The 21,553-nt window shown below is 65.8% G+C and carries 18 protein-coding genes; 11 read left to right on the plus strand and 7 right to left on the minus strand.

The window, feature by feature from the left end; translation table 11 throughout:
* Positions 1-179: 179 nt before the first annotated feature.
* The 5 genes from CAG41_RS23105 to CAG41_RS23125 are packed head-to-tail and all read right to left on the minus strand — an operon-like array spanning position 180 to position 5,777.
* A complete protein-coding gene (locus CAG41_RS23105; RefSeq protein ID WP_085707514.1) occupies positions 180-2,375 on the minus strand; it encodes a hypothetical protein in 2,196 nt (731 codons plus the stop codon).
* A 6-nt stretch (positions 2,376-2,381) separates the two neighbouring features.
* Entirely contained in the window at positions 2,382-2,792 is a 411-nt protein-coding gene (locus CAG41_RS23110; protein ID WP_256575487.1) for a GtrA family protein, read from the minus strand.
* Positions 2,789-3,745 (minus strand): WxcM-like domain-containing protein, encoded by a 957-nt coding sequence (locus tag CAG41_RS29040; protein ID WP_085578022.1) that lies wholly within the window; start codon positions 3,743-3,745, stop codon positions 2,789-2,791. Before CAG41_RS29040 ends, CAG41_RS23110 begins: the two co-directional genes overlap by 4 nt.
* On the minus strand, positions 3,742-4,683 hold the full coding sequence (locus CAG41_RS23120) for a glycosyltransferase family 2 protein (protein ID WP_085578021.1): 942 nt from the start codon (positions 4,681-4,683) through the stop codon (positions 3,742-3,744). Before CAG41_RS23120 ends, CAG41_RS29040 begins: the two co-directional genes overlap by 4 nt.
* Entirely contained in the window at positions 4,680-5,777 is a 1,098-nt protein-coding gene (locus CAG41_RS23125) for a DegT/DnrJ/EryC1/StrS aminotransferase family protein (RefSeq protein ID WP_085707515.1), read from the minus strand. Before CAG41_RS23125 ends, CAG41_RS23120 begins: the two co-directional genes overlap by 4 nt.
* A 424-nt stretch (positions 5,778-6,201) precedes the next feature.
* On the opposite strand from CAG41_RS23125, the gene CAG41_RS23130 reads away from it, so the two are divergent.
* The 6 genes from CAG41_RS23130 (at position 6,202) to fabF (ending at position 13,050) form a co-directional block, all read left to right on the plus strand.
* Positions 6,202-7,170: an SDR family oxidoreductase gene (locus CAG41_RS23130; protein WP_085629782.1), complete on the plus strand. Its 969-nt coding sequence runs from the start codon at positions 6,202-6,204 to the stop codon at positions 7,168-7,170.
* Entirely contained in the window at positions 7,167-8,195 is a 1,029-nt protein-coding gene (locus CAG41_RS23135) for a glycosyltransferase family 4 protein (RefSeq protein ID WP_085629784.1), read from the plus strand. The genes CAG41_RS23130 and CAG41_RS23135 overlap by 4 nt, the downstream gene beginning before the upstream one ends.
* A gap of 98 nt (positions 8,196-8,293) precedes the next feature.
* Positions 8,294-10,291, plus strand: coding sequence for a nucleoside-diphosphate sugar epimerase/dehydratase (locus CAG41_RS23140; protein WP_170930055.1), 1,998 nt, complete (start codon positions 8,294-8,296; stop codon positions 10,289-10,291).
* 111 nt (positions 10,292-10,402) lie between these two features.
* Positions 10,403-10,741, plus strand: a complete 339-nt coding sequence (locus tag CAG41_RS23145) for a helix-hairpin-helix domain-containing protein (protein WP_085640492.1) — start codon at positions 10,403-10,405, stop codon at positions 10,739-10,741.
* Between the two features lie 207 nt (positions 10,742-10,948).
* Complete coding sequence (locus CAG41_RS23150) at positions 10,949-11,743, plus strand: SDR family oxidoreductase (RefSeq protein ID WP_085707516.1); 795 nt, start codon at positions 10,949-10,951, stop codon at positions 11,741-11,743.
* Between the two features lie 32 nt (positions 11,744-11,775).
* Positions 11,776-13,050: a beta-ketoacyl-ACP synthase II gene (fabF, locus tag CAG41_RS23155; RefSeq protein WP_085707517.1), complete on the plus strand. Its 1,275-nt coding sequence runs from the start codon at positions 11,776-11,778 to the stop codon at positions 13,048-13,050.
* On the opposite strand, the gene CAG41_RS23160 is transcribed toward fabF, so the two are convergent.
* Together CAG41_RS23160 and CAG41_RS23165 are read right to left on the minus strand one after the other, a co-directional pair.
* On the minus strand, positions 13,047-13,604 hold the full coding sequence (locus CAG41_RS23160; protein ID WP_085707518.1) for a TetR/AcrR family transcriptional regulator: 558 nt from the start codon (positions 13,602-13,604) through the stop codon (positions 13,047-13,049). The genes fabF and CAG41_RS23160 overlap by 4 nt on opposite strands.
* Positions 13,605-13,775: 171 nt before the next feature.
* On the minus strand, positions 13,776-13,943 hold the full coding sequence (locus tag CAG41_RS23165) for a DUF2897 family protein (RefSeq protein ID WP_085578013.1): 168 nt from the start codon (positions 13,941-13,943) through the stop codon (positions 13,776-13,778).
* 266 nt (positions 13,944-14,209) lie between these two features.
* Here CAG41_RS23165 and kdpF point away from each other — a divergent pair, with 266 nt between their 5' ends.
* From kdpF to CAG41_RS23190, 5 genes are all read left to right on the plus strand, one after another.
* Complete coding sequence (kdpF, locus tag CAG41_RS23170) at positions 14,210-14,299, plus strand: K(+)-transporting ATPase subunit F (RefSeq protein WP_007963673.1); 90 nt, start codon at positions 14,210-14,212, stop codon at positions 14,297-14,299.
* A gap of 8 nt (positions 14,300-14,307) precedes the next feature.
* Positions 14,308-16,002: a potassium-transporting ATPase subunit KdpA gene (gene kdpA, locus CAG41_RS23175; protein WP_085640488.1), complete on the plus strand. Its 1,695-nt coding sequence runs from the start codon at positions 14,308-14,310 to the stop codon at positions 16,000-16,002.
* A 10-nt stretch (positions 16,003-16,012) separates the two neighbouring features.
* Positions 16,013-18,070: a potassium-transporting ATPase subunit KdpB gene (gene kdpB, locus CAG41_RS23180; RefSeq protein WP_085629794.1), complete on the plus strand. Its 2,058-nt coding sequence runs from the start codon at positions 16,013-16,015 to the stop codon at positions 18,068-18,070.
* 137 nt (positions 18,071-18,207) lie between these two features.
* Positions 18,208-18,753: a potassium-transporting ATPase subunit KdpC gene (gene kdpC, locus CAG41_RS23185; protein ID WP_085707519.1), complete on the plus strand. Its 546-nt coding sequence runs from the start codon at positions 18,208-18,210 to the stop codon at positions 18,751-18,753.
* Positions 18,754-18,879: 126 nt separating this feature from the next.
* Positions 18,880-21,531: a sensor histidine kinase KdpD gene (locus CAG41_RS23190; RefSeq protein ID WP_085640486.1), complete on the plus strand. Its 2,652-nt coding sequence runs from the start codon at positions 18,880-18,882 to the stop codon at positions 21,529-21,531.
* The last annotated feature ends 22 nt before the right edge of the window (positions 21,532-21,553 follow it).

The raw sequence follows: 21,553 nt of genomic DNA on the forward strand, positions 1-21,553 counted from the left end.
GGGCAGGGGGGTGGGTGGGGTTCATTGACGGCCTGATGCTCATTGATGGTTCCATGGCGTTCTTGCAGATTTGAGGTTCCGGGAGCCTGAACAGGGGCGCTCCCGGAAAAGTCTTGGTGGTTTCCATCATCCCGCTGGCGGGGGCCGGTGGCGGAACGACTGCGGTCTTTGTCTTGCCTTTACTGTGCTTTCGCGATTTTCACCCAGTCCAGCCGGGCGGAGATTCCGCCGAGGGCGGCATCCACGCTTGAGAGAAATTCGAGGGTGTTGTGCCCGGCTTCCAGTGTCTGCGGCGGCAAATCACCGCTGAATTCACCGTTGGTGCCCCAGCGGATCGCCACCGGGTGGCCGTTGACCCGTATCTGCATCTGTGTGCGGATCTGGTCGTTGGCGAAGCTGTTGAACGCTCCGCTGATCGCGTAGGGGGTTGAGGCGGGGGTCAGGTCAAAGACAAGCGAGGCGCGCGGCGCGTTTATCCATGCCGAAGCGTTATGGCGGAAATGCCGGGTCTCCCACTCGGTCTCCCGCCAGCCGGAACCCGCCATCGGTGGCGCCAGGCTCCACCATTTGCCGAAGTCCCAGAGGTACTCGTCATGGGCGCGGTGGCGGAATGTGATGAGGCCGAATCGAGGGGCGGCGCCGGTTTCGGCGATGCCTTGCAGACGGGTGGCGGTCGGCGACGAGCCGGATTCCAGCGTCTGGCGCCAGGCCTGAAGTTCAGGGGAGGCGGACGCCGTCGCCCCGTTGCCGACGTCGACCGTGACGACCTGCGACCGCGGCAGTTTGCGGACTTGCGCGGCGGATTGCCCGTCGGCGTCGAGCGGTACCGGATAATGCAGGGTCCAGCCTTCTTCGGTCTCTTCGCAGCGGCCCTTGCGTTGCAGCGGGTCGGACTGCTGCCATTCGTGGCCAGGCATGTAGCAGACTTCAATGGCGTCCACCGGCTTGCCGTAGAGGTGGAACAGCACTGCGCTCAAGTCGGCATTCAAGAACATCCAGTCGTGATTGAGTACGTTGGAGTGGTCGAGAATGATCAGGGTCTTGTTGAGCGCATTGCCGTCAAAGTTGTGGACGATGTCGCTCAGTACCGATTGCTGCCGTTTTGAGATGTCGATGTAGTGCTGGAACTGAAAGAGTTGCGCGCCGAGCCCGGTGAAGACCATCAGTGCCGCGAGCGCAGCGGTGACGGCCCGGGAATGGCGACGGACGATCAGCAGCACGGCGATGAACACCAGCACCGCGCCCGGTGCCGCGTACAGGAATGTCCTCTGGCTGACGCCCATGTGCGCGGGGTTGAAGATGAACGGCAAGTACCCCAGGCAAATGAGAAGGCATCCGGCCAGGATCATCCTGCCCGCCAGCATGGGCTTTGCCGGTTGCCGCAGCCCTGCGCCGGCCGTCTGCGCCGACGTTGCCGACAGCAGCGCAATGAACCCGAGGATCGCCGCCGAGGCGAGGGCGATGTACCAATGGCTGCCGATTTCGAGGACGGTGATCTGCAGGGCGTCGATCCAGCCGCCGAACAGGCTTCGTCCGATTCCCAGGCGCCAGAGCTTGGGAAAGTACTGTTTCAGGGAGGCGAAGGCGCTGTCGCCCACCACGGCGCTTTGGTAGCTGTGCACCAGGGGCAGGGTATGGATCACATAGGCGATGTAGGCGACCGGGCCGGCAGCCCAGATCAGGTGCTGCGGGTAATACCGTTTGATGTGCGGGACGAGGCCTTTGAAGCCGACCTGGATGAAGACCGCGAACGCCGGGATGGCCGCCAGCAGCAACGCGACCTCGTACATGGCGCATCCCGCCGCCAGCAGGAGGCTGGCGAGCGCGCTGAGCGCGAAGGCGCGGGCCTTGCCTCTTTGCTCCAATGCCTGGAGCAGCAGGACACAGGCCATCAATGTCAGGCTGAGGGCCCAGTTGATGTGGATCGATCTGAACGACAGTTGCATGGTGTCGGCCGGAAACAGGATCACCAGCACACTGGCCAGCATGCCCCACTTCAGGGAGCCGGTGATCCGGGTGGTGATCAGGCTCATGCAGCAGCCCTTGATCACCAGGGCGATGATCAGCAGAACGTGCCAATAGTTGAAGGTGTCCGGATCCAGGGCGTACGCGATGGCGTGGGGCAAAATGGTGAGCGGGCGCAGCGCGTGGGCCGGCATGGCGCTCGTGGCGTCGGTCAGGAAAAACACCCCGATCCGGCTGAACAGCCCGATGACGCCCCATTCCTCCAGCAGGCCGGTCAGGCTGAAACCGAACGGCAGCCATATGAAAAGGACCGTCAGCAATGCCGGGCCGGCATGGGCGAGCCAGGCGGCTTTTTTGCCGTGCAGCGATGCCGGCGTCAGCATCGACGACTGCGGGAGGGAGGCGGTCATGGGGTGTCAGTCCTTCGAGGGTGTTGTTTTGTGGGTGGCCTTGAGGACGAACTTGTTCAACAGGTAGCTGCAGGGAAGCAGCAGCGCGATCACCAGTATCGGAGCGATCGCCTTGTGCAGGTGCAGGTGTTCAACCAAGAGGTTGAGCAGCAGCGCGCCGAGAAGGTACTGCACAAGGTAGATGGTCGGGTAGACGAGCATGCCGCTCCACGACTGCTGCACCTTGAACACGACCTTCGCATTGAAGAAGTAGGCGAAGACTATCCCTGCCGCGTAAGCGATCGCATAGGCGATCTGGTAGTCGATCCAGACGCTCAGCAGCAGGTACAGGCCATAGGTGAGCCCGGTGTTCAGGCCGCCGCCGATCAGGAAGCTGATCCAGCGGCGAACCTGCGGGTTGTCTTTCAGCGCGATCACGAGACGGTTTTTTTCGCGGTGAGCCGGGTGAACTCCGAGTAGTCCCGGATGTAGTCGTCCGCTTCGTAGTAGTCGGACGTGAACACCAGCAGCACGGCGTCATCCGAGTACTTGTACTGGATGCCCCAAGTCATCGGCGGCAGGTAGATGCCCTTGTTGGGCGCATCGAGCAGGACTTCGGCCCGGTTTGTGCCGTCGTCGACCACCACCGCGCAGCTGCCTTTGACGCAGATCAGGAACTGGTGGCATTTGTGGTGGGCATGTTCGCCGCGGGTCTTCTGGCTCGGGACGTTGAAGACCAGGAAGTAGCGCTTGGGCAGGAACGGGATTTCCTTGTGGAACTCGCCGACCGAGAGATCGCCGCGCATGTCGGTGATGTACTTGAAACGGTGGGTGGTGACGTCGCCCACGCCGATCCGCACCACCGCATCGTCTTGTTCCTGGGCCTTGGCGGCGGGGCTCTTGGCGGCGTCGCTGGAGGCGGAGTTCTCGACGTAGCCGGTGATGCGCGCCGGCGAGCCGGTGACGATGGCGTACGGCGGAACGGATTTGGTGACCACCGCGCCTGCGCCGACCATCGCGCCGGTGCCGATGGTGATGCCCGGCAGGATCACTGCGCCGCCGCCGATGGACGCGCCGTCCTGGATCACGGTCTGCGAAAACGACTCCGGATAGACCTTCGAGCGCGGGAACTTGTCGTTGGTGAACGTGGCGTTGGGCCCGATGAAGACGTCGGAGCCGATCCGCAGGCCGTCCCAGACGTACACGCCGGACTTGATGGTGGTGCGGTCGCCGATGATCACGTCGTTCTCGATCAAGGAATGCGAGCAGACGTTCACGTCGTCGCCGATGACCGCGTTCTCGAAGACCACCACGTATTGCCAGATGCGCGTGTTCTTGCCGATCTTCTTGCTTTTGACGTCGGCGCTGGCGTGGATGAAGGGCTCAGTCACTTCAGGGGTTCCTTGTTGTCGAGTTGCATGCAAACGATCGCCAGCGGCCGTTGTTTGCTGTTTTCATAGGCGCGCCACGCATAGGTGCCGACCAGGCCGACCCCCAGCAGGTTCAAGGTTCCCAGCAGCAGCACGACCAGCATGGTCGCGGCGTAGCCCGGCACTTCGATGGCGCCGGACAGGCGGGCGACGATGACCATCAGGCCGATGACCAGCGAAATCATCGAGCCCACCGCGCCCATCCGGGTCAGCAGCCGGATCGGGTAGTCGGTGAAGGCGAAGATGCTGTCCATCATGTAGTCGAGCTTTTTCTTGAACGTCCAGGCCGACTTGCCTTCGAGGCGGGTCTGGCGCTCGTACTCGACGAACTTGCGGCGAAAGCCCAGCCAGAAGATCAGGGCGATCAGCGACGAGCGCGACTCGTTCAACTGCAGGAGCTGTTCACGGAACGCCTTGTTGCAGCCGAAGATGTCGACCCCGCCCTTGGGCATGTCGTGCACCACCAGGCGCCGGTACAGGCCCCAGAAGATCGAGGAGGCCATGCGGCTGGAGAAGGGATCCTGCCGCGCGTTGCGGGTGCCGATGGCCACGTCGCACTCGTCGTTGGACAGCGCCTTGAAGAAGCTGATCAAAAGCTCCGGCGGCTCCTGCAGGTCCGCCGCCATCACGCCGAAATAGTCGCCCTTGGCGGCCATCAGGCCGGTGCGGATCGCCGGGAACGAGCCGAAGTTGCGCGAATGGGCGAGCAACTGGGCGGAGAACTTCATGTCGCCCAGTGCGTTCTTCAGCATCGCGAACGATTGGTCCGGGCTGCCGTCGACCACGAACACGACTTCAAGCTGCTTCTCGAGCGAGTCGTTCATGTCCTCCAGGGCCTGGATCAGCCGAGGGATCGATTCTTCGTTCTTGTAGACCGGGACGATTACCGAATACTTCATGCCGCCCATCCGTTGACGGCGGCGATGACCTTGCTGACTTCGTCATCGGTCATTTCCGGGTAGCACGGCAGCGTGAGGATCTGCGCGGCCAACCGCTCGGTGTTCTCCAGCGACACGCCGGCGAACTGCTGGCCGAACACTGGCTGGCGGTAGTCCGGGATCGGGTAGTGGACGTCGGAGGCGATCTGCGCCTCGCGCAGGTGCGTCTGCAGCGCGGTGCGCTTGGACGATTTGATGACGTACAGGTGGGCGACCGAGGCCTTGCCTGCGTCGGCGCCGTGGGTCACGTCGCTGTGGCGGATTTCGCTGCGGTAGCGGGCGGCGATGTCGCGGCGGCGGGCGTTGCCTTCATCGAGATGGGGCAGGAGTTCCGACAGGATCGCTGCCTGCATCTCGTCGAGGCGGCTGTTGCGGGCGCCTTCCAGCTCGACGCAGTACTTCGAGGACCAGCCGTACTGACGCAGTTGGGCCACACGTTGGGCGATGCTGTCGGAATTGGTCACGACCGCGCCGCCGTCGCCCAGGGCGCCGAGGTTCTTGGTCGGGTAGAAGCTGAAGCTCGACGCATCGCCGAAGGTGCCTACGCGCTGGTCGTCGCGTTCGGCGCCGTGGGCCTGGGCGCAGTCTTCCAGCAGCGGGATCCGCTGTGCGGCGCAGTATTGGGCGATGGCCTTGATCTCAGGGATGGCCAGGCCGTACAGGTGGGTGACGACCACGGCCTTGGCGCCGGCCTCGACGGCTTGCTTGACGCTGTCCAGGGTGACGACGTGGGTGTCCGGGTCGACGTCCATGAAGACTGGCGTCGCGCCGACGGCCAGGACCGAGGTGGTGGTGTACATGCCGGCGTTGGCGACCGTCGCCACTTTGTCGCCCTTGACCACGCCGAGCGCCTTGAGGGCCAGCTCGATGGCGTCGGTGCCGTTGGCGACGGTGATGCAATGCGCTGCGTTCAGGTACTGGGCGAACGACGCTTCGAAACGTTTCACTTCCGGCCCCAGAACCACCCAGCCGCTGGCGACCACCCGCTGCACCGAAGAATTGATTTGCGATTGAAACTTTTCAATCTTCGCTGCGAGGTTGTTGATTTGCTGCATGGGTGCTCTCCATTTCGAAGCAAAAAGCGTGCGATATCTGGTTTTTTGACGGCGTTGGCCGAAATTATGTTGTGCAGGAGCGCGTCGGCCATCCAGCGGCGGGCGTACGATCCCTATTTCCGCACGGATTCTATCCGTACCCTGAGCCGGCTCCAACCGGCAAACCGCAATTTGGATCGACGGGCGGTTGAGCCGCATCGGTGAATCCGCCGACGCAAGGGCGAAAATGACCGCATCGGCGGGGCGGCGAGCCTCTGCCCTGCGACAAAGTGGCTAACCGTGCATCGATTCAATAAACTGCCGCCCTTCGGCCGTTTCCGGTTCAATGCTTCGGGTTTCGGTGATGGCGGCGGGATGATCGCCGTTCAGCCAATGCGTTCGCCGCCGTCTCTTCACTGATTTCCATGTTTCCCAAGGGGCGTCCATGCGATCCAAAACATTCCTGGTCACCGGCGGCAGCGGCTTCGTGGGGCGTGCGCTGATCGCGCGGCTGGCGGCCCTGCCGTGTTCGGTCATCGCGCCGGTGCGGGACATGGCTACGGTCTTCCCGGCCGGCGTGCGCAAGGTTCAGGCCGGCGACCTGGGCCCCGGGCAGGACTGGGCCGCGTCTTTAGAGGGGGTCGACTGCATCGTCCATGCGGCCGCGCGGGTGCATGTCATGCACGACACGGACGCCGATCCCCTGGCCGCCTTCCGCCAGGTCAATGTCGAGGGCACGGTCAACCTGGCGCGCCAGGCGGCTGCGGCCGGGGTCAAGCGCTTCGTCTTCGTCAGTTCGGTCAAGGTCAACGGCGAGGGCACGCCGCCGGGCAAGGCCTACACCGCCGATGATGCGCCGGCCCCGGTCGATCCTTACGGCATTTCCAAGCTCGAAGCCGAAACGGCATTGCTGGCCCTGGCGCACGCCACGGGCATGGAGGTCGTCATCGTCCGCCCGGTGCTGGTGTACGGGCCGGGCGTGAAGGCCAATTTCCTCAGCATGATGCGCTGGCTCGCGCGGGGCGTGCCGTTGCCGTTCGGCGCCGTGGACAACCGGCGCAGCCTGGTGGCCATCGAAAACCTGGTGGACTTCATCGCCGTGTGCCTGGAGCACCCGGCGGCGGCCGGTCAAGTGTTCCTGGTCAGCGATGGCGAGGACCTCTCGACCACGCAGTTGCTGCGCAGGCTGGCCGCCGCGCTCCGGGTGCGCGCGCGGTTGCTGCCGGTGCCGGTCGCCCTCATGCGCGCAGCGGCCACCGCGTTGGGGCGGCGCGACCTGTCGCAAAGGGTTTTCGGTTCCCTGCAGGTCGACATCGGCAAAAACCGGCGACTGCTGGACTGGACGCCTCCGGTCAGCCTTGATCACGCCTTGGGCGCTACGGCGCAACACTTTCTGGACGCTCGCCAATCATGAATTACGGATGGTTCATTCCTGCCGTCGCGCTGGTTTCATTCCTGCTGACCTGGGCGCTGCGCCGTTACGCGCTGGCCCGCAGCCTGATCGACATTCCCAATGCCCGCAGTTCCCACTCGGTGCCGACCCCCCGGGGCGGCGGCGTGGCGATCGTGCTGGCGTTCCTGCTGGCGCTGGGCCTGCTGCTGTGGGGCGGGCTGATCAGTGCGGCGCAGTTCGCGGCGATCGCGGGGGCAGGGGCCCTGGTGGCGGTCATCGGTTTCATGGACGACCACGGCCACATCGCCGCCCGCTGGCGTCTGCTGGGGCATTTCCTGGCGGCCGCCTGGCTGCTGTGGTGGATCGGCGGCCTGCCGCCGGTGCAGTTGGCGGGCGTCACCGTCGACCTGGGGGTGGTCGGTCACGTGCTGGCGGCGTTCTATCTGGTCTGGCTGCTCAATCTCTATAACTTCATGGACGGCATCGACGGGATCGCCAGCGTCGAGGCCATCTGCGTCTGCATCGGCGCCGGCCTGCTGGGCTGGTGGAGCGGCCTGCCGCAGCTGGCCTGGGTGTCGGCCTTGCTGGTGGCCAGCGTGGCTGGGTTCTTGTTCTGGAATTTTCCGCCCGCGCGGATCTTCATGGGCGATGCCGGAAGCGGGTTCCTGGGCATTGTGCTGGGCGGTTTGTCGCTTCTGGCCGCAACGTTCGACGCCAATCTGCTGTGGAGTTGGCTGATACTGCTGGGCGTCTTCATCGTCGATGCGACGTTCACCCTGTTTCGCCGACTGTTGCGGGGCGACAAGGTGTATGAGGCGCACCGCAGCCATGCCTATCAGTTTGCCTCTCGTCGGTTCGGCAGCCATTTGGCGGTCACGGCGACCGTCGGGGCGATCAATCTGCTCTGGCTGTTGCCTATTGCGGTGGGCGTCGCCCGTTTCGGGCTGGACGGCGGCTTGGGCTTGATCCTGGCCTATGCTCCCTTGCTGGTGCTGGCGATCAGGTTTCGAGCCGGAGAACTTGAAAAAGCGCCGGCGAAGGACTAAGCAACAGTTCTGTCATAAGGGATTAAAGTGCGAGAGACTCGGATCCGGGCCGCCGCGCCAACGCAACCGATCAAAGGAGGGCTGAGGTGTTTGAGGAGATGATGGAAAACGTCAGAGCGCGCCTTCTGGGGCTTCCCCGGCGTCGCAAGCGTCTGATCCAGGTCAGCACGGACATCGTCCTGGTCTGGGTCGCCCTGTGGCTGGCCTTCATCGTCCGCCTGGGGATCGATGACATGTACAACCCCTTCAGGGTGCACTTCTGGCTGTTTGTCTGCGCCCCGGTGGTCGCCATCCCGCTCTTCATCCGCTTTGGCATGTACCGGGCGGTCATGCGCTATTTCGGCAACGATGCGCTGATCGCAATCATCAAGGCCGTGAGCCTGTCCTCGCTGATCCTGGCGGTGGTGGTGTACTGGTACAGCAACCACGAAGCGGTCGTGCCCCGTTCGGTCATCTTCAACTACTGGTGGCTGAGCCTGGTCATCATCGGCGGCCTGCGCCTGTGCATGCGCCAATACTTCATGGGCGACTGGTTCACCGCCGCCCAGCACGTCCCGTTCACCAGCCGCGACAACGGGCTGACCAAGGTCGCCGTGTATGGCGCAGGCGTCGCCGGCAACCAACTGGTGGCCGCCTTGCGCATGGGCAAGGTGATGCGTCCCGTGGCGTTCATCGACGATGACCCGAGCATCGCCGACCGCTCCATTTCCGGCCTGGTGGTCTACAAGCCCAAGCACATCCAGCAGATGATCGACGTGACCGGCGCGCAGGAGATCCTGCTGGCGCTGCCGTCCTCCACCCGTTCCCGTCGCCGGGAGATCCTCAACCTGCTGGAAGGCTTCCCGCTGCACGTGCGCAGCGTGCCCAACTTCTCGGACCTGGCCAGCGGCCGCGTCAAGGTCGAAGACATCCAGGAAGTGGACATCGCGGACCTGCTCGGACGGGATTCGGTGCCGGCCCAGCCCGACCTGCTCGAACGCTGCATCAAGGGCAAGACCGTCATGGTGACCGGGGCCGGCGGCTCCATCGGTTCGGAACTGTGCCGGCAGATCTTCGCGCTCGGCCCGACCGCGCTGATCCTGTTCGACCACAGCGAGTTCAACCTCTACAGCATCCTGTCGGAGCTGGAGAAGCGCGGCGCCCGGGAGTCGGTGCCGGTGCACCTGCTGCCGATCCTCGGCTCCATCCGCCATCCGCACAAACTGCTGGATGTGATGAAGACCTGGAAAGTGGAGACCGTGTACCACGCCGCCGCCTACAAGCATGTGCCGATGGTCGAGCACAACATCGCCGAGGGCGTGCTCAACAACGTCATCGGCACGTTGAACACGGCCCAGGCCGCACTGCAGTCGGGTGTGGCCAATTTCGTGCTGATCTCCACCGACAAGGCCGTGCGCCCCACGAATGTGATGGGCAGCACCAAGCGCCTGGCCGAACTGACCCTCCAGGCCCTGAGCCAGGAAGTGGCGCCGGTGCTGTTCGGCGACAAGGCGAACGTCTCGCGGGTCAACAAGACCCGCTTCACCATGGTGCGTTTCGGCAATGTCCTGGGCTCGTCCGGCTCGGTGATCCCGCTGTTCCACAGCCAGATCAAGTCCGGCGGGCCGCTGACCGTGACCCATCCGAAGATCACCCGCTACTTCATGACCATTCCCGAGGCGGCCCAGCTGGTCATCCAGGCGGGTTCCATGGGGCAGGGCGGCGATGTGTTCGTGCTGGACATGGGCGAGCCGGTCCGCATCGTCGAGCTGGCGGAAAAGATGATCCACCTGTCCGGCTTGAGCATCCGCTCCGAGCGCAATCCCCAGGGCGACATCTCCATCGAGTTCACCGGGCTGCGCCCTGGCGAGAAGCTGTACGAGGAGTTGCTGATCGGGGACAACGTCGCGGCCACGCCGCACCCGATGATCATGACGGCCAACGAGGACCACCTGGCCTGGGATGTGCTGAAGAACCGCCTGAGCGACCTGCTGGCGGCGGTCGAGCAGGACGACTACTCGCGGGTGCGGCAACTGCTGCGCGAAACGGTCAGCGGGTATTCGCCGGACGGTGAGATCGTCGACTGGATCTATCAGCAGCGCCGGCTCGAGCCCTGATTGTTTCATATCCTGTAACGCACGGGTTTTTGACAGGCCCGCTCCATTGTCTAAGTTTTGGTGAGCAGCTTCGGAGAAGCTGCTTTCCCAAACGATGATGGAGCGTCACTTATGCGTACCGGTTTTTTCTCTTCCCTGGTTTTTGCCCTGCTCACCAGCGCCTCGATCGCCGCGATCGCTGCGCCTTCGGCGGGGCCCGAAGCACAGAAGCCACCTTCCGCGGCCGTGGCGGCACAGGCGCCTGCCACCTCCGCCAAGGTCGACCTCAACGACGCCGATGCCGCCACCCTGCAAAAGGAACTGGCAGGAGTGGGCGAAGCGAAGGCCAAGGCCATTGTTGCGTACAGGGAAACAAACGGGCCGTTCGCGTCAGTGGATGAACTGCTGGAAGTGAAGGGCATCGGCAAGGCGATCCTGGATCGCAACCGCGACAGGCTGGAAGTGAACTAAGCTGAACGCTCATCGCCAAGAGGCCGGTCATTGACCGGCCTTTTTGCATTCCGGCACCGGGCGGATGACCCGGGCGGGTGTTCGTCGGACGGATTGAAATTACGGCTATCATATTGCTCTTTGATTATGCCTATAATATTTTCGCCATCCGAAGCCGTCCGGTCTCCGGAGGCGTTCATTCCCCCAAGGTTCAGCAGGAGTACGGTCATGAATTCTCCAAAGTCTCAAGGTACGGCCCTCGTCACTGGCGCGTCTTCCGGCATCGGTGCGGTATACGCCGAGCGGTTGGCGGCGCGGGGGTTCGATCTGTTGCTGGTGGCCCGTGACCAGGAGCGGCTGGAAAGCGCCGCCGTCAGGTTGCGCGGCGCCCATGGCGTCCAGGTCGAAGTGCTGAAGGCCGACCTGACGCAGAAGGCCGATGTGCAGAAGGTCGAGCAGCGTCTGCGCAGCGACGCCGGCATCAGCCTGCTGGTCAACAACGCGGGGGTCGGCGCCAACGGTTCGCTGGCCGACGCCGATCCCGAGCAGTTGGAACGGCTGATCCAGCTGAACATCACCGCCGTCACCCGGCTGGCCTGCGCCGCCGCTGCGGCGTTCGTCAACGCCGGCCGTGGCACGATCGTCAACATCGCCTCCGTGGTGGCGCTGTTTCCCGAGCGTTTCAACGCCACCTACAGCGCCAGCAAGGCTTACGTGCTGAGCCTGACCCAATCGCTGAACGCGGAGCTCGACGGCACCGGCGTCAAGGTGCAGGCGGTGCTGCCCGGCGTCACCCGCACCGAAATCTGGGAGCGCTCCGGGATCGACGCCAGCGGCATTCCGGATGAAATGATCATGGAGGCCGGCGAGATGGTGGATGCGTCTCTGGCGGGGCTTGAGCAAGGTGAACTGGTGACCATTCCGTCCCTGCCGGACGCCGGTGAGTGGCAGGCCTTCGTCGCCGCGCGTCTGGTGATGGCGCCCAACCTTTCCCACCGTTCGGCGGCCGGGCGCTACAAGTAAGACCTTTCTGAATCGGCAAGAGGAAACCTGATATGGATCAGCGTCGGATAGTGGTCACGGGAATGGGCCTGGTGTCTCCGCTGGGCAGCGGCGTCGAAGCGGCCTGGCAGCGTCTGTTGGCTGGCCGCTCGGGGTTGCGTCCGTTGCCGGAAGCGGTGGTCGCGGATCTGCCGGCCCGTGTCGGCGGGGTGGTGCCGACGGTGGAGGAGGATGCCGAAGCCGGCTTCGACCCTGACCGTGCGACGCCGCCCAAGGAACAGAAGAAGATGGACCGCTTCATCCTGTTCGCCATGGAGGCGGCCCGCCAGGCGTTGGAGCAGGCGGGCTGGCAACCTGCCGAAGCCCGGGCCAAGGAACGCACGGCGACCGTCATCGGTTCCGGCGTGGGCGGCTTCGGCGCCATCGCCGATGCCGTGCGCACCACCGACAGCCGTGGCCCGCGCCGTCTGTCGCCGTTCACCATCCCTTCGTTCCTGGTCAACCTTGCCGCCGGCCATGTCTCGATCGCCCACGGCCTCAAGGGGCCGCTGGGCGCGCCGGTGACGGCGTGCGCGGCCGGGGTGCAGGCGATCGGCGACGCGGCGCGGATGATCCGTGCGGGCGAAGCCGACATCGCGGTGTGCGGCGGCGCCGAGGCGGCCATCGACCGGGTCAGCCTGGCCGGCTTCGCGGCGGCCCGCGCTTTGTCCAGCGCCTACAACGACACGCCCGAACGCGCCTCGCGCCCGTTCGACAGCGGACGGGACGGCTTCGTCATGGGCGAGGGGGCGGGCCTGTTGGTGATCGAGTCCCTGGAGCATGCGCTGGCGCGGGGCGCCCGGCCCTTGGCCGAACTGGTCGGATACGGCACCAGCGCCGATGCCTACCACCTGACCGCCGGTCCCGAGGACGGCAACGGGGCGCAGCGCGCGATGGGGTTGGCATTGGCCCAGGCGGGCGTGACGCCGGACCAGGTGCAGCACCTCAATGCCCACGCAACCTCCACGCCGGTCGGGGATCTGGGTGAGTTGGCGGCCATCAAGTCGTTGTTCGGTGCCGGACGCAGCATCGCCGTGACCTCGACCAAATCCGCCACCGGGCATCTGTTGGGCGCGGCCGGCGGGCTCGAAGCGATCTTCACGGTGCTGGCGATCCGCGACCAGGTCGTCCCGCCCACCCTCAACTTCGACGATCCCGACCCGGCCAGCGAAGGCGTGGACATCGTCCACGGCCAGGCGCGGTCGATGCCGATCGAACATGCGCTGTCCAACGGTTTCGGGTTCGGGGGGGTGAACGCCAGCGTGCTGTTCAAGCGCTGGGCGGGCTAGTCTTTCGAACGCTTGAGGTGGTCGCGGGTGACGTCGAGGATGCGCTGGGCGAAATCGCCGTCCGCGACGCTGCGCGACAGCAGCAGCGCGCCCGCCAGGGTCGCCATGATGACGATGCTGCGCTCGGCCGCACCGTCGCCGTCGAGGGTGCCTTCGATCTGGTCGAGGCGGGCCTTGAGCACCTCGTCGCTGGTGGGGCTGGGTTGGCCGCGCAGCCCCAGTTCCGAGGAGATGGTCAGCAACGGGCAGCCTTCGTGCGGGCTGGTCTGGTGCCATTCGGAGAGGTAGGTGTCGATGAACAGGTCCAGCGGATTGGCCTGGGCGAAGATGTCGGCGCACAGGCCGGCCACTTGGTCGCCGGCCGCCTGCAAGGCCTTTTCCACCAGTTCATCCTTGGACTTGAAGTGCGAATAGAAGCCGCCGTGGGTCAGGCCCAGGGCTTTCATCAAGGGCTGCAGGCCGGTCGCGCCGATGCCGTCCTTGCGAAACCGTTCGGAGGCCTCCTTGATGATGCGCTGGTGGGTCTGGGCTTTGTGATCCTGCGAATAACGCATTTAAACTCTCCGCAACTAGGTCCCCATCTTAACCAATGAAAATTGCATGGTGACTGTACTTCTACTTCTAAAAAGCGTGCGGTTGAGTCCGGCGTGATCTCAGCCGTGCCCCTGCCGGCCGGCCGGCCAGCGACGCAAAGAAAAACCCGCCGGCATCGGCGGGTTTCCCATTCAGCGGTCTTGTGCCTCCTTGGCGTCCATTTCCGCATTGCGTTCAGCGACGCGTCTGCGTTGCTCTTCGGTCAGCTCGACCTTGTTGGCGGTGTCGCGCAGCATCATCAAGCCGCCAACGATCGAGCCGATGGCCACGACCAGGATCAACCAGGCATACCAAGGCATAACGGCACTCCTCAAGGGCAGGCCGGCGGGCGAGGGTTTCGCCGTACGCCGCTGCATACCCTGTTTGAGCGAAGGGATTTCGCACTGGTTCCATTCTAGGCCGGTTACGCCTTCAGCGGTTCAGGGATCTGCGCCGTAATCGCCGCGTAAACCCACTCTTTACGCTTTCTTTATGCCCTCACGAGCCCCTCGGTCTCGTTCCTTTACGGCCGCCTTTCCGACAATGCCTCCACACGCGGCAATACGCCGTAACACGGAGATCTTCCATGAGCGTTCTGGACGGGGTGTCCCTGCTGCTGGCGGCAGGGCTGTTCATTTATCTGTTGGTTGCGCTGCTGCGCGCGGACCGGAACTAGGAGCGGCTATGCACAGTTATGACTATGGGCTGATCCTCGCGTTCTTCGCGGTGGTCCTGCTGCCGGCGCCGTTGCTGGGGCGCTTCTACTACAAGGTGATGGAAGGCCAACGCACCTGGCTGACGCCGGTGCTCGGCCCGCTGGAGCGCGGCTGCTACCGCCTCGCCGGGGTCGATCCGCAGAGCGAGCAGAGCTGGCAGAAGTACACGCTGGCGTTGCTGGCGTTCAACCTCGCCGGATTCCTGCTGCTGTTCGCGATCCTGGTGTTCCAGGATCACCTGCCGCTCAACCCGCAGAACCTGCCGGGCCAGGAATGGACCCAGGCGTTCAACACCGCGGTCAGTTTCATGACCAACACCAACTGGCAGTCCTACAGCGGTGAGGCGACCCTCAGCTACCTGAGCCAGATGGCCGGCCTCACCGTGCAGAATTTCGTCAGCGCCGCCACCGGCCTGGCCGTGCTGGTTGCGCTGTGCCGCGGCATCGGTCGCAAATCCGCCAAGACCCTGGGCAACTTCTGGGCCGACATGACCCGCGCCACTCTCTACGGCCTGCTGCCGCTGTGCCTGCTGCTGGCGCTGTACCTGGTGTGGCAGGGCGTGCCGCAGACCTTCGCCCAATACGTGAACGCCGTGACGGTGCAGGGCGTCGATCAGGTGATCCCGCTCGGCCCTGCGGCCAGCCAGATCGCGATCAAGCAACTGGGCACCAACGGCGGCGGCTTCTTTGGCGTCAACTCGGCGCATCCGTTCGAGAACCCGACGGCGTGGAGCAACCTGTTCGAAGTGGCGTCGATCATCCTGATCCCGGTGGCGCTGGTGTTCACCTTCGGCCATTACGTGAAGGACCTGCGTCAGAGCCGCGCGATCATCGGCTGCATGCTGGCGCTGTTCATCATCGGCGGCGCCACGTCGCTGTGGGCCGAGTACCAGCCGAACCCGGCGCTGAGCAGCCCGGCCGTCGAGCAGACCGCACCGCTGGAAGGCAAGGAAGCGCGCTTCGGCACCACCGCCACCGTGCTGTGGTCGGTGACCACCACCGCCGCCTCGAACGGTTCGGTGAACGGCATGCACGACAGCCTCAACCCGCTCAGCGGCATGGTGGCGCTGGTCAACATGATGGTCGGCGAAGTGATCTTCGGCGGCGTCGGCGCCGGGCTCTACGGCATGCTGCTCAACGTGCTGATCGCGGTGTTCCTCGCCGGCCTGATGATCGGGCGCACGCCGGAATACCTGGGCAAGAAACTGCAGGCGCGGGAGGTGCAACTGCTGGTGGTCACGCTGCTGGTGATGCCGGTGGGCGTGCTGGTGCTCGGCGCGATCGCCGCGAGCCTGCCAGGCCCTGCCGCGACCATCAGCAACCCCGGCCCCCACGGTTTCAGCCAGTTGCTGTACGCCTACACCTCGGCCAGCGCCAACAACGGCTCGGCGTTCGGCGGCCTGAGCGCCAACACCCCGTTCCATAACCTGATGCTGGGCCTGGGCATGCTGATCGGCCGCTTCGGCTACATCCTCCCGGTCATGGCCCTGGCCGGCAGCCTGGCGATGAAGAAGACCGCGCCGATCGGCCAGAACAGCTTCCCGACCCACGGCCCGCTGTTCGTGACCCTGCTGACCGTGACCATTTTGCTGGTGGGCGGCCTGACCTTCCTGCCGACCCTGGCGCTGGGCCCTATCGCTGAACACCTGAGCATGGGCTTCTAAGGAATCCATCATGAATATGCCTGCAATCAAACCCGTCGCCGCCAAGGCGCCGGAACATGCGAAAACCGCGATCAGCGCCTTGTGGCGTCCGGCGCTGGTGCAAGCCTTCGTCAAGCTCGACCCGCGCCAGCTGCAGCGCTCGCCGGTGATGTTGGTGGTGGAACTGACCGCCGTCCTGACCACCGTGCTGTGCTTCATCCCGGACAGCGTCGTGCCGACCTTCGTCGCCGCGCAGATCGCCCTGTGGCTGTGGTTCACGGTGCTGTTCGCCAACTTCGCCGAAGCCCTGGCCGAAGGGCGCGGCAAGGCCCGGGCCGACAGCCTCAAGGCCGGCAGCGAAGGCCTGAGCGCCCGGCGCAAGCTGGCCAACGGCAGCTTCCAGGTGGTGCCGGCCGCGAGCCTGCGCAAAGGTGATGTGGTGCGCGTCGAGGCCGGGGAAATGATCCCCGGCGACGGCGAAGTCATCGAAGGCATCGCGGCGGTGAACGAAGCGGCCATCACCGGTGAATCGGCGCCGGTGATCCGCGAGTCCGGCGGCGACCGTTCCGCCGTCACCGGCAACACCCGTCTGGTGTCCGACTGGCTGCTGGTGAAGATCACCGCCAACCCTGGCGAGTCGACCCTCGACCGTATGATCGCGCTGGTCGAAGGCGCCAAGCGCCAGAAGACCCCGAACGAAGTGGCGCTGGACATCCTGCTGATCGGTCTGACCCTGATCTTCCTGCTGGTGGTGGTGACTCTGCAGCCGTTCGCTCACTTCGCCAACGGCAGCCTGCCGCTGGTGTTTCTGGTGGCGCTTCTGGTGACGCTGATCCCGACCACCATCGGCGGCCTGCTGTCGGCCATCGGCATCGCCGGGATGGATCGTCTGGTGCGCCTGAACGTGATCGCCAAGTCCGGGCGTGCGGTGGAGGCGGCGGGCGACGTGCACGTGCTGATGCTGGACAAGACCGGCACCATCACCTTCGGCAACCGCCGCTGCAGCGCGGTGCATGCCGCGCCGGGCGTGAGCGCCCGTGAACTGGCCGAGGGCGCGCTGTTCGCCTCGCTGGCCGACGACACCGCCGAAGGCAAATCCATCGTCGAGTACCTGCGCGGCGCCAACCCGCAGCCGGAGCCGTCGATGGACACCCTGACCGCCGTGCCGTTCAGCGCCGAGACCCGGCTCTCCGGCGTGGACTATCAGGGCCGCGCCTACCGCAAGGGCGCGGTGGATTCGCTGCTCGCCTTCCTCGGCCAGCAGCGCGGCGACCTGGCCCCGGCCCTGTCCCGGGAGATCGACAAGATCGCCCAGAGCGGCGGCACGCCGTTGCTGGTCTGCGCCGACGGCAAGCTGCTGGGTGTGATCCACCTCAAGGACGTGGTCAAGCCGGGGATCCGCGAGCGTTTCGCCGAACTGCGCAAGCTGGGGATCCGCACGGTGATGGTGACCGGCGACAACCCGCTGACCGCCGCCGCGATCGCCGCCGAAGCGGGTGTCGATGACGTGCTGGCCGAAGCCACGCCGGAGAAGAAACTGGCGCGCATCCGCCACGAGCAGAACGACGGCCGCCTGGTCGCGATGTGCGGCGACGGCGCCAACGACGCCCCGGCGCTGGCCCAGGCCGACGTCGGCATGGCGATGAACGACGGCACCCAGGCCGCGCGCGAGGCGGCCAACATGGTCGACCTCGACAGCGACCCGACCAAGCTCCTGGACGTGGTGCAGATCGGCAAGGAACTGCTGGTGACCCGCGGCGCGCTGACGACCTTTTCCATCGCCAACGACGTGGCCAAGTATTTCGCGATCCTGCCGGCGCTGTTCGCCGCGATCTACCCGCAACTGGGCGTGCTGAACATCATGCACCTGAGCAGCCCGCAGAGCGCGATCCTGTCGGCCATCGTGTTCAACGCCCTGATCATCGTCGTGCTGATCCCGCTGGCCCTGCGCGGCGTGCGGGTGCAGGCGGCGAGCGCGGCGGCGCTGCTGCGGCGCAACCTGCTGATCTACGGCCTGGGCGGAATCCTGGTGCCGTTCGTGGGGATCAAGGCCATCGACATGCTGCTGACGGCGTTGCACCTGGTTTGATTCTGCAAGGTGCGCCAGGCACCCGGCTCCCGCCCTTGAAAGGCATTGCCTTGTGGGAGCCAGCCTGCTGGCGATGGACTCGCCTGGACGCACCTGACCTAACGCGGCATCCGCTGCTTGAATTCGAGGATTCTGAAATGTCCACACTGATACGTCCCGCCCTGAGCCTGCTGGTGCTGATGACCCTGGTCACCGGCGTCGCCTATCCCTTGGCGGTCACCGGCATCGCCCAGGTCGCCTTCCCGGAACAGGCCAACGGCAGCCTGGTGCGCGATGCCGAAGGCAAGGTGCGCGGCTCGTCCCTGATCGCCCAGGATTTCGTCGGCGATGCCTGGTTCCACCCACGCCCCTCGACCGGTGCGTTCGCCACCGTGTCGAGCAGCGCGAGCAACCTGGCGCCGAGCAACCCCGCCCTGGCCACCCGTGTGATCGACGATGCCGGCAAGTTGCAGGTGCCAGGTCAGGGGCCGGTGCCCCTGGCGCTGCTCACCACCTCCGGCAGCGGCCTCGATCCGCACTTGCCACCGGCGGCGATTGCCTATCAACTGGCGCGTGTCGCACAGGCGCGCAACCTGCCGGTGGCGACCCTGCAGCAACTGCTCGACGCGCACATCGAACAGCCGCTGGTGGGGCCGCCGGTGGTCAACGTGCTGGAGCTGAACCTGGCGCTGGAAAAGCTCTGAGCCGTTGCACCGCCAATCGCCAGCAGGCGGGCCCCCACAGGAACGCGCATTTCGTTGTGGGAGCCAGCCTGCTGGCGATGACGGCAGTCGCTGCGATACACAAACATCAGGAAGAGAACATCAAGCATGAGTGATTCCGGCCGCGCCGATGCGCTGTTAGCCAATTTGCCCCGGGACGGCCGCGGCCGGCTGAAGGTGTTCCTCGGCGCCGCGCCGGGCGTGGGCAAGACCTACGCCATGCTCCAGGCCGCCCACACCCAATTGCGCCAAGGCGTGAAGGTCATCGCCGGCGTCGTCGAGACCCACGGCCGGGCGGAGACCGAAGCGCTGCTCGGCGGCCTGCCGCAGCAGCCGCTGGTGCGTTCGGAGTACCGCGGCGTCACCCTCGAAGAAATGGACCTGGACGGCCTGCTCGCGGCCAAGCCCAAGCTGGTGCTGGTGGACGAACTGGCCCACACCAACGCTCCCGGCAGCCGTCACGCCAAGCGCTGGCAGGACATCCAGGAACTGCTCGCCGCCGGCATCGACGTGTTCACCACGGTCAACGTCCAGCACCTGGAAAGCCTCAACGACCAAGTGCGCGGCATCACCGGCGTGCAGGTGCGCGAAACCTTGCCCGACTGGGTGCTGCAGGAAGCCTACGAACTGCTGCTGATCGACCTGCCGCCGCGGGAGTTGCTGGAGCGCCTGCGCGAAGGCAAGGTCTACGTGCCGGAGCAGGCCCGGGCGGCCATCGATGCGTTCTTCACCCAGACCAACCTCACCGCGCTGCGCGAACTGGCGATGCAGACCGCCGCCGCGCAGGTTGACAACGATTTGGCCCAGGGCTACCGCCAGCTCGGCCAGTCGGCGCCGGCGGTGCGCGGGCGCCTGCTGGTGGGCGTGGACGGCGATGCCCAGGCCGAACGGCTGGTGCGCCACGCCAGCCGCGTCGCCCAGCGCCGGCATTTGCCGTGGAGCCTGGTGCATGTCGACAACGGCCGGGTGCGCGACGAGCAATCGCGCCTGCGCCTGCAAAGCGCCCAGCAACTGGCCGAGCGCCTGGGCGGCGAAGTGGTGCTGCTGCGGGCCGGCGAGGTGGCCAAGACCCTGATCCAGCACGCCGCCGAACGTCGGGCGAGCCTGGTGCTGGTCGGCCAGTCCCGGCCGCGCCTGCGCCGTCGCCTGTTCGGCGGCGGTCTGGCGGCGCGTCTGCTGCGTCAGGCCCAGGGCCTGGAGATCAACGTGCTGGACAGCGAGCACCAGCCGCATCAACCGCGCCTCCGGAGCGCCCCGGCGCTGGTGTGGTTCGACTACGCGCTGGCCCTGGTGGCGACGGTGTCGGCCAGTGCGCTGGCATGGGCGGTGTCCAGCGTGTTGCCGTTGCCGAACATCTCCCTGGTGTTCCTGGCGGCGGTGCTGCTGGTGGCGGTGCGCAGCAGCCTGGGACCGGCGCTGGCCTGTGCGGCGCTGTCGTTCCTGACCTATGACTTTCTGTTCATTCCGCCGAACTTCTCCTTCGCCATCCAGCGGGAGGAAGACGTGCTGACCTTGCTGTTCTTCCTGCTGATGGCGGCGCTCACCGGCAATCTCGCGGCCCGTCAGCGCCGGCAGTTGCAGGCCCTGCGCGACACCCAGGAAGAGACCACCGAACTGCTCGACCTGTCGCGCCGGCTCACCGCCGCCACCGACCGCCAGGCCGTGGTCAGCGCCGCCGCCCAGCACCTCAACGGCTGGAGCGACCTGCAGGTGTGCCTGCTCAACCGCGACGGCCAGGGCGGCTGGAAGGTCGAGACCGGCGGGCCGCTGCAGTTCTCCGAGGCCGAACGCGCCGCCGCCGATTGGGCCTGGCAGCACGACCAACCGGCGGGCATGGGCACCGGCACGCTGCCGTTCGGACGCTGGTGGTGGTGGCCGCTGTCGGCGGAAGAGGGGCCGCTGGCGTTGCTGGGCGTGTGCGCCAAAGAGGGCCAGACCTTGAGCGGCCAGCGCCGCCGTTTGCTCACCGCGTTGAGCCAGCCGCTGGCCCAGGCGTTGGCGCGGGCGCAACTGGCCGACGACCTGGAGGCGGCGCGGCTGCACGGCGAGACCGAACAGCTGCGCAGCGCCTTGCTCGCCTCGGTGTCCCACGACCTGCGCACGCCGTTGACCTCAATGCGCGGCAGCATCGACAGCCTGCTGGCCCTGGGCGAGGCGATCCCGCTGGAGGACCGCCGGGAACTGCTGGAGGGCACCCGCGACGAGGCCGAGCGCCTGGATCGCTACATCCAGAACCTGCTGGACATGACCCGTCTCGGCCACGGCGCACTGAAGCTGGCGCGGGACTGGGTGGCGCCGGCGGACATTGTCGGCAGCGCGCTCAATCGCTTGCGGGCGGTGCTGTCGTCGTTGCAGGTGAGCACCGAGGTGCCGGCCGAACTGCCGCTGCTGTTCGTGCACGCGGCGCTGATCGAGCAGGCGCTGGTGAACGTGCTGGAGAACGCCGCACGGTTCTCGCCGTCCCATGGCCGCCTGCAACTGCGTGCCGGAGCGGACGGCGACGAACTGTTCTTCTCGGTCAGCGACGAAGGGCCGGGCATTCCCGTCGAGGAGCGGGCTAAGATTTTCGACATGTTCTACACCGCTGCGCGCGGTGACCGGGGCGGGCAGGGCACGGGCCTGGGGCTGGCGATCTGTCAGGGCATGGTCGGCGCCCACGGCGGCCGGATCAGCGTGGGCGACGGCATCGACGGCCGCGGCACCTGCATCACGCTGCACCTGCCGTTGCAGACGCAGCCGGGGATGGACGGTGAAGGCTGATCCCCGCTGCGCTACTCTCTTG

Source organism: Pseudomonas sp. B35(2017) (assembly GCF_002113645.1).
GTDB lineage: Bacteria > Pseudomonadota > Gammaproteobacteria > Pseudomonadales > Pseudomonadaceae > Aquipseudomonas > Aquipseudomonas ekonensis.